We start from the raw sequence: 16,540 nt of genomic DNA, 5'->3' as shown, positions 1-16,540 counted from the left end.
CGACCTCTCGACGACCGGCGTCAGACATGCGGGTAACTTTACAGTAAGCAATCCAGTATGTGACCCTACAAATCTGGTCGCGCCACGCATCTCCATGAGGTAGGACAGAGGCATGCCGAAAGCCCAGGATTGGGGAGAAACGCTCGAGGATCTCGAGCGGCGCCGTCAGCACGCGCGGGACATGGGCGGGCCGGAGCGACTCGACAAGCACCGCAACAAGGGCAAGATCGACGCCCGCGCGCGAATCGAGTACCTCCTCGACCCGGGCACATTCCGCGAGCTCGGCACCCTGGTCGGTGGTGAGATCGCGGCCGACGGCCTGATCGTCGGCTCCGGTGAGATCAACGGTTCACCGGTGATGCTGGGCGCTGAGGACTTCACCACCATGGCGGGCAGCATCGGGCCCGGCGGCAACTCCAAGCGATACCGCATCGCCGAACTGGCGCTGCGCGACAAGATCCCGCTGGTGATGCTGCTCGAAGGCGCCGGTTTTCGTCCCGGCGGCGCGCACTACGGCCGCACCCCCACCGACCTACTGGCCCAGGCGCGGTGCTCGGGCCGCGTGCCGACCGTCGGTGCCGTATTCGGGCCGTCGGCCGGACACGGCGCGCTGGTGGCCCCGGTCTGCGACTTCCGGATCATGAGCAGGCAGGGCGCGATCTTCACCGCCGGGCCACCCGTCGTCAAAGAGTCCACCGGAGAAGACATTTCGAAGGAGGACCTCGGCGGGCCGGATGTCGCGTTGCCCAGCGGGGTGATCCACAATGTCGCCGACGACGACGAGGCGGTCCTCGACGATGTCCGGCGCTACCTATCCTACTTTCCGCCAAGCGCGTGGTCGTACCCCGCATCGTTGCCGCAGGACGAGGAAACCGAGCCACGTGCGACGCCGGAGCTGCTCGACATCGTGTCCCGCGACAACCGCCGCGTGTACGACATGCGCGCCGTGCTCGACGTGGTCTTCGACCGGCCCGACTGGTTCGAGGTGCAGCCGCAGTACGGCAAGGCGATCATCTGCGCGCTGGCCCATCTCGGTGGTCACCCGGTCGCGGTGGTGGCCAACCAGCCGCTGGTGCTCGCCGGCTCCATCGACGCCGCGGCCGCTGACAAGGCGGCGCACTTCATCATGGTGGCCGACTCGTTCCACCTGCCCCTCATCTTCCTCGCCGACAATCCCGGCATGCTGCCCGGCAGCCGGTCCGAGCGCAGCGGTGTGCTGCGCGCCGGCGCACGAATGTTCGCCGCCCAAACCACGGCCACCACGGTGAAGCTGCACGTGACGCTGCGCAAGGCATACGGGTTCGGCTCCATGGTCATGTCCCTGCTGGGTTTCGACAGCCAGTCCGCGACCTTCGCCTACCCCGGCGCGACGATGGGCGCCATGAGCGCGGCCGCGCTGGGCCGTGCGACGCACGCGGGCGAGGACGTCACCGCGAAGTTGCGTGAGGCCGAGTTGCAGGCGTCCTATCGTTCTGCCGAACACATGGGGTTCGACGAACTCATCGATCCTCGTGAGACGCGCGACGCCCTGCTCGCCTCGCTGAAGCGTGGCCTGTCCAGCAGGCAGGCCGCAGCCGAACCGGTCACCCGGACCGTCATCATGCCGTGATTGGCGCGGCTGCCGGCTGAAGCTAATCCGCGGCGCGGTAGGCCGCGACGATCGGCTCGAGCTCGTCGGGTGTGGCGCCGTGCATGATGACCGCGTCGGCCCCGTAGTCGAATTCCTTGCGGATGCGATCCACGCACTGCTGCGCCGACCCGGTGGCCGAGGGCTCCAGCCATTCGTCGGGAATCAGCGTCGCGATGTGCTCGATTTGCTCGGCCGTGCCCTTGTGATCGATGCCGCCCGCGATCGAGGTGACCACCGGGTCCTCTCGGAACCGTTGCAGCACAGCGGGATCCCAGTTGTTGGTGCTGACCAGCAGATCGCCGTAACCCTGCAGATAGGTGGCCAGACGCGCCACGGTCTTCTTCAGCCGCAGCTCTTCTGGTAGGTGGTCGCCGACGGTGGCGAAGCACGACCACACCCGCACGCTGTCCGGGTCGCGGCCGGCCTTCTCCGCCGCCGACTTCACAGTGTTGACGCTGCGCTGCAAGGTCTCCGGCCTGAAATAGGTGTGCAGGATGACATCGTCGAACACGCGCCCGCCGAGCGCGAGCGTATTGGGCCCGAAGGCCACCAGGGCCAGCCGAATGTCCTCGTTGAAGTCGGGGTCGAGGAACAGGATGGGGTACTTGCCCATCGGGCCGTCGTGGTTGAAGATCAGCTCGCCGTGCCACAGCCGGCGCATGACCTGGGCCCAGTCCTCCATCTGTGCCGTCGTCACCGCCGGGATGCCGAAGGCCCCGTAGATCGCGGCGATGCCGCGGCCGACGCCCAACGTGAACCGGCCGCCCGACAGGCGATGCATCGTGGTCGCCCACGACCCGGTGATCAGGGGATGACGGGTGTTGTGATTGGTTGCGGCGGTGGCGATTTGCATCCGGTTGGTCACCGCGCAGGCCGCCCCGACCAGAGACGACGCCTCTTTGACATTCCACCGCTCGGAGATGAATCCGGTGCCGAAGCCGAGTTCCTCGCCCCGGCGGGCCTCGTCCATCAGTGTCGCCGGTCCCTCACCGCCCGCCCCGGCCAGCAGGTAGAAGCCCAACTCGTCAAGGACACGGTCACTCAATTCCAAACCCCTTGCTGATAACCACAGTTCCAAATTTCGGTAATTTTGCCGCCGACGACGCGGAACACCTCGATGCTGGCGTGCGCGCCCCACCGACGTCGTGCCGAATGACGGTGTCGGCCAACAAGTCGTCGGCCAACTCGATGTTGCGCTCGTTCCACACGACGAGGTTGTAGAGCTCGACCACCGTTCGAGCAGTCCACGTGGCTGCCATCAGTCGGGCACCACGGCTTTTCGCGCGGCCACGTCGCGCAGAAATCGATCGGTGACGCGCTGCACACGCCGGGAGAAGATGTGCCCGACGTGGCTGCCGTCGCACCAGTACAGTTGGCCGCCCCAACGTTCCTGCAACGCGTTGGCGGGCTCGCGCATCGCCATCCGGTCGTGCCACGCCCCGACGATGAGCCGGCGATCCGGCGGCGGAGACGGAGTGGCCGCCAACGGGTCGATCACCGAGGTCAGCTGGGTAACGACAGGGGATTCCAGCAACTGGCGGAACCCCTCGCGCGATGTGCCCCACCGCTTTAGGTGGCGCGCGATCATCGCGTTGAGCCCAAGGATCGGCGTGTAGAGAGCGACAGCGTCGACCTGCAATTCACGGACCACATCTCTAGCCAGGCCCAGCCCGCTCATCGCCGTCGCCATGTCGCTCACCTTCGCCAGCTATGCCAGTTTGAAACCGGTGTATCCGCCGGCCGCGATTTCGTCGCAGCGGCGCCGGTATTCGGGTATTCCGCCGGTATTACCCATGTACATCCGTTTCTTACCGGGCACGTTTCCGCCGTTGTACCAGGAGTTGCGCTACCAACTCGTCAGCGCCTCAGTCGTCGCACTCCCTTGCCGCTTACGGACCTGACTGCTGAAATCTATACTGTAACGGACTTAGTATCTATCAGGAATCGAGAGGCTTCGCGTGAAAGTCCCATTCACCTGGAAAGTCACCGGCTGGTTCATGGTCGGCTGGTCTCCAGAGTTTCCCGTCGGCGAGGTTCGGCCGCTGCACTATTTCGGTGAGGATCTGGTGGCCTACCGGGATGAGCAGGGCGAGCTGCACGTCTTGGAAGCACATTGCAAACACCTGGGCGCGCACATCGGTCACGGCGGCAAGGTGGTCGGCGACTGCGTCGAGTGCCCCTTCCACGGCTGGCGCTGGGGTCCGGACGGCACCAACCGATACATCCCCTACCAGCCGGACCGGCCCAACCGCGGGCTCCGTCTCAAGGTGTTTCCCGTGCAGGAGCAGTACGACTGCGTGTTCGTCTGGCACCACCCGGACGGCAAGGAGCGGCAATGGGAGATGCCGGACATCTTTCACAAGTTCCCGCAGTTCGAGACGGACCCGGCGGCCTATTACCGGGCGTACCCGGAGTTCTCCCGGCGCGCGGAGCGCGAACCGGTGCATCCGCAGATCGTCGCCGAGAATGCCCCCGACAGCGCGCATTTCGAATACGTGCACCACGCCACCGTGACGCCCAGGGTGCTGGACTGGAAGATCGTCGATCAGGAATGGCAGTTCGTCGCCGGCTGGCCGGACGCGGGCAGTGACAACCCCGAGGACCTGGCGCTGCGGTTCCACAGCCACCTGTTCGGTCTCGGCGGAGCGATCAGCGTCTTCGAGGGCGCGCAGAACCATCGGCTGATCTTCACCTGCACACCGGTCGACGACGAATGCTCGGACCTTTTCTACTCGATCTGGTGGCCGCGGCTCCCGGGCGATACCGCGGATGTTCCCGAAGGCAAACTGCGCGACGTCATCGAGAAACAATTCCTGTCCACCGTGTTCGACGATCTGCAGATCTGGCGCTACCAGAAGTACGTGGAACACCCCGCGTTGTCGAAAGTCGACGCGAAAGGCTATATGGCGCTGCGGAAGTGGGCGACGCAGTTCTATGACGTCGCCCCGGTGGACGCCCCCGCATGACGGACCGACTGGCCGGACTGGCCGCACCCGAGCACACCGCGATCATCACCCAGGAGTGCCAGGGCGCGGTGATGGGTCCCGACGCGGGACTGGCGATGCTCGCCGAGGAGGCCCGCCGCGAGACGCTGCCCAACATCGCGCGTCTGCTGCCCGCGGCCCGGGCGGCCGGGGTGCGGGTCGTGCACTGCCTGGTGCAGCGGCGGCCCGACGGGCTGGGCTCCAACCACAACGCGAAGATCTTCGCGATGGGCGGCGGCAACAAGGTGGACATCACGCCCGGCACGCCGGGTGCGGAACTGCTGCCCGAATTAGGGCCGGAGCCTTCGGATTTGGTGTTGCGCCGGTGGCACGGCGTGGGCCCGATGGGCGGCACGGACCTGGACGTGGTGCTGCGCAATCTCGGGGTGTCGACCATTGTCGTGGTGGGTGTTTCGCTGAACATCGCGATTCCCAACCTCGTCATGGATGCCGTCAATGCCGCCTACCGGGTGGTCGTCCCCCGCGACGCTGTTGCCGGCGTGCCCGCCGACTATGGTGCAGCGATGATCGCCAACACCCTGTCGCTGCTGGCCACGATCACCAGCACCGACGATCTGCTTCGGGCCTGGGACCAAGGAACGCGATGACCGAAACTGCGCCGGAAGTTCGAGGCGGATTCCCCGACGTCAGACCCGTCGAGGACGCGCCCGCGGCACTGGGCCCGTTCGTCGCCGCGCTGCGCCGGCTGCAGGCTGTTCGGCATGGTCGTGACGGCCGCGGACATCCGGCCGACGCGCACCGCCTACCTGCACGTCGACTTCCGCAGCATCACCCCCATCGACCAGCCACTGACCGCCCATGGCCGCATCACAAACGTCGACCGCAGGAAGGTTTTCATTGACGCTACTATGATAGCCGCCGATGGAACCTTGCTCAGCGAAGCCGACGGCCTGATGGTTCGTTTGCTACCCCACCCGCCGTGAGAGGCACGATGTCCGACACCACAACAACATTCACGGTTCCGGCCGTCGCGAAGGCCGTCGCCGCCGCGATTCCCGATCGGGAGCTGATCATCCAGGGAGACCGGCGCTACACCTACCGGCAGGTGATCGAGCGCTCCAACCGGCTGGCCGCGTATCTGCACGCGCAGGGATTGGGTTGCCACACCGAGCGCTCGGCGCTGGGCGGCCACGAGGTGGGCCAGGACTTGCTGGGCCTTTACGCCTACAACGGGAACGAATTCGTCGAGGCATTGCTGGGCAGCTTCGAGGCACGGGTTGCTCCGTTCAACGTCAACTTCCGCTACGTGAAGAGCGAGCTGCAATACCTGCTGGCGGATTCCGGGGCGACCGCGCTGCTCTACCACGCCGCGTTCGCGCCGCAGGTGGCCGAGATCCTGCCGGATCTACCACAGCTGCGCGTGCTCATCCAGATCGCCGACGACTCGGGCAACGACTTACTCGAGGGCGCAGTCGATTACGAGGCCGCCCTGGCGTCGGTGTCCCCGGAACCGCCGCCGGTTCAGCACTCCGCCGACGACCTGTACGTTCTGTACACCGGTGGCACGACGGGCATGCCGAAGGGCGTGTTGTGGCGCCAGCACGACATTTTCATGACGTCCTTCGGCGGCCGGAATCTGATGACGGGTGAGCCGTCCAGCTCCCTCGAGGAGATCGTCGAACGCGCCGCGTCGGGCCCGGGCACCAAGCTGATGATTCTGCCGCCACTGATCCATGGCGCCGCCCAGTGGAGTGTGATGACCGCGATCACGACGGGGCAGTCCGTCGTCTTTCCGACGGTGGTCGATCACCTGGACGCCGACGACGTGGTGCGCACCATCGAGCGGGAACAAGTCATGGTGGTCACCGTGGTGGGCGATGCGATGGCGCGCCCCTTGGTGGCCGCCATCGAGAAGGGGATAGCCGACGTGTCGTCGCTTGCGGTCGTCGCCAACGGTGGTGCGCTGCTGACGCCGTACGTCAAGCAGCGCTTGATCGAAACGCTGCCGAACGCGGTTGTGGTCGATGGTGTCGGCTCGTCGGAGACCGGGGCGCAGATGCACCACATGTCGACGTCGGGAGCGGTGGCCACCGGCACGTTCAACGCCGGGCCGGACACTTTCGTGGCGGCAGAGGACCTGACGGCAATCCTGGAGCCGGGCCACGACGGGATGGGCTGGCTGGCGCAGCGGGGCTATGTTCCGCTCGGTTACAAGGGCGATGCGGCCAAGACGGCCAAGACATTTCCGGTGATCGACGGCGTCCGGTACGCCGTCCCCGGTGACCGCGCGCGGCACGGCACCGACGGCTCCATCGAATTGCTGGGCCGGGATTCGGTGACCATAAATTCCGGCGGCGAGAAGATCTTCGTCGAGGAAGTCGAGACGGCCATCGCGTCGCATCCCGCGGTGGCCGACGTGGTGGTCGCCGGTCGGCCGAGCGAGCGGTGGGGCCAGGAGGTCGTCGCCGTGGTGGCGCTCGCACCGGGAGCCAGCGCCGAGTCCGAAGAACTGGTGGCGCACGCCGCGCAGACGCTGGCGCGCTACAAACTGCCCAAAGCGATCGTGTTCCGTTCGGTCATCGAGCGCAGCCCGTCGGGTAAGGCCGACTACCGGTGGGCGCGCGAGCAGGCGGTGAGCGGCTGACCGGTACGCGGGCCTGTTGGCCAGGGCCGGGAAACTTACCGACTCGCGCCTAGCCGGCGGCGGTTGCGGGCCTTCGTTATTCGCATCATCACGTCGGCGCCCAGCCGCAACGACCGGCCGAATGGCGGCGCCGCGTTTCCGGTGATGCTGAACGGCAGATCGTTGCCCACCACGGTGCGGTGATGGCTGAAGGTGTCGAAACCGGCCTTGCCGTGGTAGGCGCCCATACCGCTGCGGCCCACGCCCCCGAACGGCGCCGCAGACGGAATCATCTGTGCTGCAAAGTCATTGCGGGCGACACCGCCGCTACGGGTGCTGCGAACGAAGGTGCGGAAGTCCGCATCGTCGGGTCCATACCAGTACGCCACCAACGGCGCCGGCCGATCGTTGATGTAGTCGATGGCCTCCGTCAGCCCCGAGTACGCCTTGACCACGAGGACCGGACCGAAGATCTCCCCGCTCGCGATCTTCATGCGCTCGTCGACGTTTCGGACGATAGTGGGTGCGATCTTGCGCGAGGCCCGGTCCGGTAGCGACTCCCCCACCGGCGCAATGATTTCCACGCCGGCCCCCTTGTCTCGGGCATCCTCGATCAGCCCGACGACGCGGTCGAAACACTCGAGCAGTAGTCCTTGTTCGACACGATGCTTCCGAACATGTCGTGCAAGGTATTCCGGGCGACATCGACGAAGGCGTCCAGCCGCCCGTCGGGCACGAACACATAGTCGGGGCTGGGCGGCTCCTCGTTCATGAAGGCACGCCGTTGCCGCTGCAAGACCGCATCCAGCTCAGCGGCCCGCTGTTCGACAGTGCCGTGAGCGCGTTCGTCGAGTGTGCTCATGAATCACCTTCGGTGTCCGGACCGGCGAGCGAACTCGCGTGGTCATGCCCATATTGCCTACTGTAATAATTACAGTACGATCTTACGAAGTAAGTGTTCGATCGTGCTGAGATCCGGGAGATCAGGTGACGACCAACGTTCACACCGCCGCCGGTGCCGGCGACGAAACCGTCAGCCTGCGTGACCCCTACCCGTTCTTCGCCCGCAAGCGGCGGGAGGCCGGCGTGTTCGCCGGCACGGTGATGGACTACTCCAAGACGCCCGAGTCCCTGATGCCCAAGCAGGAGTACTCGGCGATGTCGTTCGACGCGGTCAACACGGTGTTCCGGGACGGACGGGTGTTCAGTTCCAAGCCATACGACAAGACCATCGGCCTGTTCATGGGGCCGACGATTCTGGCGATGGAGGGCAAGAGGCACCGTGAACACCGCAACCTGGTCTCCGCGGCGTTCAAGTCCAAGGCGCTGGCCCGCTGGGAGCCCACCATCGTGCGGCCGATCTGCAATGGCCTGATCGACGAGTTCATCGAGACCGGTCGCGCCGACCTGATCCGGAACTTCACCTTCGAATTCCCCACCCGCGTCATCGCCAAGCTGCTGGGACTGCCGGCCAACGACCTGCCGATGTTCCGCAAGCGCGCCGTCCAATTGATCAGCTACCACGTCAACTACGAGGGCGCCTTCGAGGCGTCGGCGGCGCTCAAGGACTACTTCGTCGAACAGATCGAACAGCGCAAGTCCAAGCCCACCGAGGACATCATCGGCGACCTGGTCACCGCGGAGATCGACGGCGAAAAGCTCACCGACGAAGCCATTTACTCGTTCCTGCGGCTGCTGCTGCCCGCCGGCCTGGAGACCACCTATCGCTCGTCGGGAAACCTGCTGTATCTGTTGCTGACCCATCCGGAGCAGTTCGCCGCGGTGCAAGCCGACCGCGAGTTGCTGGCGCCGGCCATCGAGGAAGGGCTGCGCTACGAGACGCCGCTGACCGTCGTGCAACGCTTCACGACCGAAGACACCGAGGTGGAAGGTGTGAAGATTCCGGCTCGTTCGGTGATCGGCGTGTGCATCGGTTCGGCCAACCGCGACGAACGGCGTTGGGAACGCTCCGAAGACTTCGACATCTTCCGCAAGCACGTGCCACACATCTCGTTCGCCGCCGGTGAGCACACCTGCTTGGGTCTGCATCTGGCGCGGTTGGAAACGCGCGTCGCGATGGAGTGCCTGCTGGACCGGCTGACCAACGTTGCCTTGCTGGCCGACGATGACCCGCACATCCACGGTCAGCCGTTCCGGTCGCCGAATGCGCTTCCGGTGACGTTCGACGCGAAGTAGGGTCGGCGAAATGGTCAAAGTCATGACGGGCTTACGGGTCCTGGAGCTTGCGCAGTTCACCTTCGTTCCGGCGGCCGGAGCCATCCTGGCCGACTGGGGAGCGGACGTCATCAAAGTCGAACACCCGGCGCGCGGCGACACCCAGCGCGGCTTTTTGAATATGGGTGGCATTCAAGTCGATCCGGAACGGCACCCGCTGATGGAACATCCCAACCGCGGTAAACGCAGCGTCGGGATCGACGTCTCCACACCGGGCGGTCAGGAAGTGATCTACGAGCTGGCCAAGACCGCGGATGTGTTTCTGACCAACTACATGCCCGCGCAGCGCCAGAAGCACAAGTTCGACGTGGAGCATATTCGCGCGGTGAACCCGAACATCGTATACGCCCGCGGCTCGGCCTACGGCGACAAAGGCGCCGAGCGTGACACCGGCGGCTATGACGGCACGGCGTTCTGGACGCGCAGCGGCATCGGGTACGCCCTGACCCCCGAGGAGCTGGGCGGCGCACTGGGACAAGGCATTCCCGCATTCGGCGATTCGATCGGCGGCATGTTCATCGCCGGCGGCATCTCGGCCGCGCTGCTGCATCGCGAGCGCACCGGCGAGGCCGTCGAACTGGACGTGTCGCTGCTGAGCACGGCGTGGTGGGCGGCGGGCGCCAGTGTGACGCAGGGCATGGAGACCGGCGAGGTCATGCGCACGCCCATGCCGGGTTCGGGCGCGGCCTCGGTGAATCCCTTCATGGGTAACTATGAAACCTCCGACGGCGGCACCATCAACCTGTGCATCATCAGCCCGACCGGGCTGATCCGCGACACCTTCGAACACCTGGGCATTCCCGAGGCGGCCGACGATCCCCGCTTCTCCGAGGCGCTCCCGTTGATACAGAACGCCGACGCGGCCGCCGAACTGATTTCAAAGGCCTTTTCCGGCAAGCCTTTTGACTATTGGCGTCAGCACCTCAAGACCATGAAGGGTCAGTGGGCGCCGTTCCAGAGCCTCATCGACCTGGTCCAGGACGAGCAGGCGATCGCCAACGACATGATCGCGGAGGTCGAGCTCGCCGGCGGCGGCAAGCCGTTCCGCGTGGTCCGCGGCCCCGTTCAGTTCAACCACGAGCCGTTGACGACGACACGGGCGCCGCAGGCCAGCGAGCACACCGAGCTGGTCCTGATGGAGCTCGGCATGGACTGGGACCGCATCGAGGAACTCAAGAATGCAGGAGCCATTGCGTGACCTCCAATAACAACGATATCGCCATCATCGGCGTGGGTTTGCACCCGTTCGGGCGCTTCGAGGGCAAGTCGGCGATGCAGATGGGCGTCGACGCCATTCTCGCCGCGGTGGCCGACGCCGGTATCGCGTGGCGGGACGTCCAGTTCGCCACCGGCGGGAGCTGGACGGTGGCCAACCCGGACGCGATCGTCGGCATGGTCGGCCTGACCGGCATCCCGTTCACCAATGTGTTCAACGCGTGCGCGACCGCCGCCAGCGCCGCCAAGGCGTGCGCCGACGGCATCCGATTGGGCGACTACGACATCGGGATCGCCGTCGGCCTGGACAAACATCCGCGCGGCGCGTTCACCGAGGACCCCGCCCTGGTCGGAATGCCGCGCTGGTATGCCGAGAACGGACAGTATCTGACCACCCAGTTCTTCGGCATGAAAGCCAACCGCTACCTGCACGATCACGGCATCTCCCAGCAGACCCTGGCCAAGGTCGCCGCCAAAAACTTCCGCAACGGGGCCATCAACCCCAACGCGTTTCGCCGCAAACCGATCTCCGAACAAGACATCCTGAACTCTGCGATGCTGAATTATCCGCTGACCCAATACATGTTCTGCGCGCCCGATGAAGGCGCCGCCGCCGTGGTCATGTGCCGAGCGGACATCGCGCACCGATATACCTCCAAGCCCGTCTATCTGCGGGCTGTGGAGGTGCGCACCCGTCGCTACGGGGCGTACGAGGTGAACACCACCTGCGCGCCGATCGAAGAAGACCGGGCCCCAACGGTTTACGCCGCCCGCACCGCGTTCGAGAAGGCCGGCATCGCGCCCGACGATGTCGACGTGATCCAGTTACAGGACACCGACGCCGGCGCAGAGATCATCCACATGGCCGAGTGCGGGTTCTGCGAACACGGCGATCAGGAGAAGCTCCTGGCCGACGGCGCCACCGAGATCAACGGCGCGATGCCGGTCAACACCGACGGCGGGCTGATCGCCAACGGCGAGCCCATCGGCGCCTCCGGCCTGCGGCAGATCCACGAGATCGTGCGCCAACTCCGCGGCGAGGCGGGCGAACGACAGGTGCCGGGCAACCCGAAGGTGGGATTCGCCCAGCTGTACGGCGCGCCGGGCACCGCCGCGGCGACCATCCTCACGACCTGACGCACAGCGGGGCGAACCCGCGGGCGCTAGGACGCTTTCTGCGCGACCGGCGCGTACGCCGGCTTGCCCAGGCCCAGCACGTATTGCGCGATCATGTTGCGGAACACCTCGAGCGTGCCGCCGTAAATCCCGACCAGCGGGGCGAACCGGTACACGTACTCCGCGGCCCCATTGTCGGCGGCGCCGTCGGTGCCCAGGGGCAGCGCGGCCGCGGTGCCGAGGATGTCCATCAGGTCCGGGGAGATGTCACGCATCGTCTGCGCCAGGGCGACGCGCCCGAAGATGGTGGGCGCGCTCAGCGACGCTTCCATCCGCGCGGCGCTGCGCCCCAACCGATATGACACCGCGGAGTCGTCAATGAGCCTGCGCCCATTCGGATCCCGCTCCGCGACTCTGGCGGCGGCCTTGTCCAGGGCATCGGCCATGAAACCGGCCTGGTGCATCATGATCGACACGTCCTGCAGCCCATCCGAGGCGGCCGCCACCGCGCCGTGCTCGGTGTTGAGGGGCTCACGCAGTACCGTCCAGCCCGCGTTCACGTCGCCCAGGCGGTACTTGTCGTCGACGCGCACGTCGCTGTAGTAGACGATGTTGGTGCGGTCGCCGTCGACGGTGCGGATGCCCTGAATCTCGATGCCCGGGGAGTTCAGCGGGACCAGGAGCATGGTCAGGCTCTTGTGCTTCTGCGCGTCCGGATCGGTGTTGGTGATCAGGAAGACGTACTGGCAGTTGTGCGCTCCGGTGGTGAACATCTTGGAGCCGTTGATAATCCAGCTCGATCCATCCGCTTCCCGCACCGCGCGGGTCTTGCAGGTGGCGATGTCGGATCCGCCCTCGGGTTCGGTGTAGCCCAGGCACAGCCGGACGTGCCCGCTGAACACACCCGGCAACACCTCGTCCCGCAACTCGGCAGAACCGAATCTAGCGACCGAACGGGCCACCATGGCGGTGGTACCCCAGGTCACCCAGGGCACGTGCGCGCGCCGCTTCTCCAGCTCCCAGATGCGGCGACGCAGCCGGCTGAAGCCGCCGTCGGCCTCCGGCTTCCATTCGCGCTCAAGGTAACCGGCGGCGCCCAACGCCAGGTGCACCCCTTCGTCGAAGTTGTCACCCGTTTCCCGGTCCCGGCGCTTGACGTCTTCCGTCACATGCGTGCGTAGGAAATCGCGCGCTTCGGATTGGAAGCGCTGATCGTCTTCGGACAGCGTGACCCGTGAGAAATCCACTCAGGCGCCCTTTCCACTTTCGCGTGCGGCGACCAGCTCGCCGATGTACTTGGCGCTGGCGCCGGGATCGCCGCCGGCCAGCGCCCAGCCGCGGGCGCGCACCAGATACGCGGTCGCGGCGGCCTCCGCCGAAACACCAAGTCCACCTTGGATATGCACCGCCATGGTCGCGGCCTTCGGCGCCTCCTCCGCCATGAACACGAACGCCGAGGGCGCCAGCTCCGGCCGCTCCTGCGGCTCGTTGTCCAGGAACCAGGCCGCGCGCCGTGCCAGGTTGCGACCGCCCTGCACGGTGATCGCGATGTTGGCCAGCGGGTGAGAGATACCCTGCAGCGTCGAGATCGGCACACCCAGCGTGTAACGAGTCTTGGCGAACTCAGCCGCGATGGTCATGGTCTCCTCCACCAGGCCCACCAGCGCCGAGGCGCTGAGCACGCGCCACTCATCCAGGGCCCGTTGATATTCCGCCAACGCGCCGGATCCGCTGGCCAGCACGGTGCGGGTGTCGGCGGTCGCCGGATCCACCCAGGCCATCGGCAACCGGCCGATGTTGTCCACCTTGGTCGGGCGCGTTCCGAAGGTCAGCGCGACGACGTCGTCGCCGTCGCGAACAATGATCTGGTCGGCAATCGACCCGGTGGGCAGGAGCCGGGCACCCGACGCGCTGTCGTGCTGCGGATCGAATGCGGCGAGTCGCTTGCCGTGGACGACGTCGGGCTCGGCCGCGCCGAGCCGCGCGAGCAGCCGGGCGGTGCAGACCTGGTCGATCCACGGAACCGGTGCCAGCGACCGGCCGATCTCCTCGGCCACCAGGGTCAGGTCGACGATCGTGGCACCGTCTCCGCCCGCGGATTCCGGGACGGCCATGGTCGTTGCGCCCATGGCGCACAACCGCTCCCACAGGTTTTTGTCGAAGCCGGTTTCCTCGGCGGCGCGCACGGTTTCGATCGAACAATGCGTCTTGAAGAAATCGCGGTAGGCGGCCTGCAGCGCCTCGTGATCCGACGTCAGGCTGTAGTCGAGCCTGCGTAGTTCATAGCGGTCCATCCTCAGCCTTCCTCCTGGCCACCGAAGAAGAATTCTTGGGCATTGTTGTAGAGATAGTTGTCGAGCACGTCGGCGGGCAGGTCCAGCGCGGCAGCTTCGGGAACGACGCGGTGCATTTTCAGCACCGGCCAGTCGGAAGCGAAGATGACTTTGTTCGGCCCGCGGGTCCGCATGTAGTGCAACAGGCTGTCCGGCAACCGCTTTGGTGACCACGCTGAGGTCATCAACCGCAGGTTGGCGTATTTGATCATCAGCCTGATCGCGACGTCCCACCACGGGTCCGCGCCGTGAATCATGCACAGCTTCAATTCCGGGAATCGCACGCAGACCCGGTCCAGATGGATCGGATTCTGCACCTCGCCGGGGATGGGGGGCCCGGGAATGCCGGTGTTGATACACAGCGGCAACTCGAGCTCGGCGCACTTGGTGTAAAGCGGGTAATAGACGGCGTCGCTGGGCGGATACTGCCCGTCGCCCCAAAAGCTTGGTCCCACAGCGGCATAGGCGACGGGCAGATCTTTGACGATGGCCGAGAGTTCGCGCAGGGAGGGCATCGGGCGCAGCAGGTTCACCCCACCCATCGCCAGGGCGAAACGATCCGGCTTCTCCTCGACGAATTTGCGCGCGGTCACCGACGGCTTGGCCAGGTTGTCCATCAGGATCGCCTTGCGCACGCCCTGAGCGTCCATCTCCTCGAGCAGCTTCGACAACTCGACCGGGGCGAACATGGACTCCGGGCCCTTGAAGTAGTCGTCGCGCACCTTGAGCATCCAGCTCGGCTGCTGCTCGGTCTCGCCGAAGTGCACGTTGACCAGGCAATCGATAGCATTCATGTCGACATCGGCGCCTTTGCTGTTACATGACGTTTCGCCCAACGGTAATCGGCCTTGCCGTTGCCCAACCGCTGGACCTGCTCGACGACGAGGAACTCCTTGGGCGCCTTGAACCGCGCCAGTCGCGCCGTGCAGAGTGTGTGCAGCTCCTCGGCGGCCGCGGCGGCTCCATCACGGAGTTCGACGAGGGCGACGAGTTCTTCGCCCCAGCGTTCGCTGGGCCGGCCGACCACCAGCGCGTCGGCGATCGCCGGATGGGCGCGCAGCACCTCTTCGACCTCCTCGACGAAAACCTTTTCGCCGCCGGTGTTGACCACCAGCGAGTCGCGGCCGTACAACCGCAACGCCCCGTCGGGTTCCAGCCCGGCCCGGTCACCGGATATCACCACCCGCTTGCCATCGATCTCGGGGAAGGTCTTGCGGGTGCCGTCAGGATCGTTGAAGTATCCCAACGGTATTCGTCCTTCCCTGGCGACCCAGCCCACCTCCGACTCACCGGGGGAAAGGAAATGGCTGTAATCCTCGGACAGCACCAATCCGCCCTCGCGCAGCGTGAAGGTGTCGGCCTGGGTGCCGCGCCGGCTGTGGCCGAAGCCCATGTTCCCGGTCTCCGATGAGCCGTAACCGTTGATGAGGGTGATATGGGGCAGCAGTTCCAGCAGGGCCTGCTGATATTTCGGATTCGTCGCGGCACCGCCGGTGCCGATGGCGTACAGCGACGACAGCTCGTAGGAGCCACCCTGCAACTGCGCCACCAGCGGTGCGGCGTAGGCATCCCCGACCATGGTCATCATGCCGACCTTCTCCCGCTCGGCCGTCTCCCAGACTATATGCGGGTCAAGTTTTTTCGAGGTGTCGTAGAGCACCACGGGCGTGCCCGCCATGATCGCTGCGAACGCCGTCCACATGCCGGCCGCGTGCATCAGCGGCGAGACGGCGAACCACGGGGCGCCGGCGTCACCCCGCACCTTGTCGTGGATCTCCTGGGCGCAGGCGTGGTCCGCCCCCACCATCGAGGACACGTAGATGTCGGACTGTCGCCACAGCACGCCCTTGGGCCGGCCGGTCGTGCCGCCGGTGCAGATCATCAGCAGATCGTCCGGGGATGCCGTTACGCCGTGGTCGGTACCCCCCTGTGCTAGTGCGTCTTCCAACGGCACCGCGCCGGGTAACTCTGGGGCGCCGCTGCCGTCGTCGAGCGACACCAGCACGTCGACGCCGGCGCCTGTCAGGACGTCGGCGAATTTAGCGCCCAGGGCGCGGTGGTAGATGACCGCCCGGGGTTTCACGTAGTCGAGCAGCTCGCCGACCTCGGGCGGCGTGTAGTAGTAGTTGATGTTCACCGGGACGGTGCGGGCCTTGAGGCAGCCGATCACCATGTCCGGGTACAGATCGTTGTGCATGACCAGCGCGACCCGGTCCTGCCCGCATTCCCAGTTCTGCAGGGACGCACGTTCGCGATGCGCTCCTAACCCGTTGCCCGCCAGGAAGTTCGCCAGCCGGCGGGTGCGCTCCGCCGACTCGCGGAAGGTGCTGCGGCGGCTGCCGCAGACCGTCATCGTCCGGTCTCCGATGACGTCGGCGATTTCGTCGAGAACCGCCCCTATGGTCCATTCGCTCACGGGCGTAGCCGGCCTTGGGTGATCAAG

General features: G+C 66.0%; 12 protein-coding genes and 4 pseudogenes. 8 read left to right on the top strand and 8 right to left on the bottom strand.

What is annotated here, in order from left to right:
* Window positions 1-112 precede the first annotated feature (112 nt).
* A complete protein-coding gene (locus tag B8W69_RS06870; protein ID WP_085289149.1) occupies window positions 113-1,609 on the top strand; it encodes an acyl-CoA carboxylase subunit beta in 1,497 nt (498 codons plus the stop codon).
* Between the two features lie 22 nt (window positions 1,610-1,631).
* Here the strand turns inward: B8W69_RS06870 and B8W69_RS06865 are convergent, their stop codons facing one another.
* The 3 genes and pseudogenes from B8W69_RS06865 to B8W69_RS06855 form a co-directional block, all read right to left on the bottom strand.
* A complete protein-coding gene (locus B8W69_RS06865; protein WP_181447343.1) occupies window positions 1,632-2,675 on the bottom strand; it encodes a TIGR03857 family LLM class F420-dependent oxidoreductase in 1,044 nt (347 codons plus the stop codon).
* Window positions 2,672-2,889, bottom strand: a pseudogene (locus tag B8W69_RS06860) (hypothetical protein). The gene B8W69_RS06865 and the pseudogene B8W69_RS06860 overlap by 4 nt, the downstream one beginning before the upstream one ends.
* Window positions 2,889-3,272: pseudogene (locus B8W69_RS06855) on the bottom strand (alpha/beta hydrolase); the annotation flags it as partial. The pseudogenes B8W69_RS06860 and B8W69_RS06855, both read right to left, overlap by 1 nt.
* 316 nt (window positions 3,273-3,588) lie before the next feature.
* Between B8W69_RS06855 and B8W69_RS06850 the strand changes: the two are divergent.
* From B8W69_RS06850 to B8W69_RS06835, 4 genes and pseudogenes are all read left to right on the top strand, one after another.
* On the top strand, window positions 3,589-4,596 hold the full coding sequence (locus B8W69_RS06850; protein WP_085289147.1) for a Rieske 2Fe-2S domain-containing protein: 1,008 nt from the start codon (window positions 3,589-3,591) through the stop codon (window positions 4,594-4,596).
* Entirely contained in the window at window positions 4,593-5,222 is a 630-nt protein-coding gene (locus B8W69_RS06845) for a cysteine hydrolase family protein (RefSeq protein ID WP_085289146.1), read from the top strand. Before B8W69_RS06850 ends, B8W69_RS06845 begins: the two co-directional genes overlap by 4 nt.
* 105 nt (window positions 5,223-5,327) lie before the next feature.
* Window positions 5,328-5,558 (top strand): annotated as a pseudogene (locus B8W69_RS06840) (hotdog domain-containing protein); the annotation flags it as partial.
* Between the two features lie 8 nt (window positions 5,559-5,566).
* Entirely contained in the window at window positions 5,567-7,219 is a 1,653-nt protein-coding gene (locus B8W69_RS06835) for a medium-chain acyl-CoA ligase Mig (protein ID WP_085289145.1), read from the top strand.
* Between the two features lie 35 nt (window positions 7,220-7,254).
* On the opposite strand, the pseudogene B8W69_RS06830 reads toward B8W69_RS06835, so the two are convergent.
* Window positions 7,255-7,949, bottom strand: a pseudogene (locus B8W69_RS06830) (aldehyde dehydrogenase family protein); the annotation flags it as partial.
* Window positions 7,950-8,185: 236 nt separating this feature from the next.
* On the opposite strand from B8W69_RS06830, the gene B8W69_RS06825 reads away from it, so the two are divergent.
* From B8W69_RS06825 to B8W69_RS06815, 3 genes are read left to right on the top strand one after another with little or no spacing between them, the layout of a single operon-like run.
* Entirely contained in the window at window positions 8,186-9,394 is a 1,209-nt protein-coding gene (locus B8W69_RS06825; protein WP_085289144.1) for a cytochrome P450, read from the top strand.
* A gap of 22 nt (window positions 9,395-9,416) precedes the next feature.
* Window positions 9,417-10,631 (top strand): CaiB/BaiF CoA transferase family protein, encoded by a 1,215-nt coding sequence (locus B8W69_RS06820; protein WP_085289214.1) that lies wholly within the window; start codon window positions 9,417-9,419, stop codon window positions 10,629-10,631.
* Complete coding sequence (locus B8W69_RS06815) at window positions 10,628-11,785, top strand: thiolase family protein (protein WP_085289143.1); 1,158 nt, start codon at window positions 10,628-10,630, stop codon at window positions 11,783-11,785. Before B8W69_RS06820 ends, B8W69_RS06815 begins: the two co-directional genes overlap by 4 nt.
* A gap of 26 nt (window positions 11,786-11,811) precedes the next feature.
* On the opposite strand, the gene B8W69_RS06810 is transcribed toward B8W69_RS06815, so the two are convergent.
* The 4 genes from B8W69_RS06810 to B8W69_RS06795 are packed head-to-tail and all read right to left on the bottom strand — an operon-like array spanning window position 11,812 to window position 16,513.
* The gene (locus tag B8W69_RS06810) at window positions 11,812-13,011 is read right to left on the bottom strand and encodes an acyl-CoA dehydrogenase family protein (RefSeq protein ID WP_085289142.1); all 1,200 of its coding nucleotides are present in this window, start codon (window positions 13,009-13,011) and stop codon (window positions 11,812-11,814) included.
* Complete coding sequence (locus B8W69_RS06805; protein WP_085289141.1) at window positions 13,012-14,058, bottom strand: acyl-CoA dehydrogenase family protein; 1,047 nt, start codon at window positions 14,056-14,058, stop codon at window positions 13,012-13,014. It lies immediately after the preceding gene.
* 2 nt (window positions 14,059-14,060) lie between these two features.
* The gene (locus tag B8W69_RS06800) at window positions 14,061-14,891 is read right to left on the bottom strand and encodes an amidohydrolase family protein (RefSeq protein WP_085289140.1); all 831 of its coding nucleotides are present in this window, start codon (window positions 14,889-14,891) and stop codon (window positions 14,061-14,063) included.
* Window positions 14,888-16,513: an acyl-CoA synthetase gene (locus tag B8W69_RS06795; RefSeq protein WP_085289139.1), complete on the bottom strand. Its 1,626-nt coding sequence runs from the start codon at window positions 16,511-16,513 to the stop codon at window positions 14,888-14,890. The genes B8W69_RS06800 and B8W69_RS06795 overlap by 4 nt, the downstream gene beginning before the upstream one ends.
* Window positions 16,514-16,540 lie beyond the last annotated feature (27 nt).

It is taken from the genome of Mycolicibacterium vulneris, assembly GCF_002104765.1.
GTDB classification, from domain to species: domain Bacteria; phylum Actinomycetota; class Actinomycetes; order Mycobacteriales; family Mycobacteriaceae; genus Mycobacterium; species Mycobacterium vulneris.
Note: the sequence above shows the minus strand (reverse complement) of the source record. Positions and strands in the feature narration are given on the sequence as shown.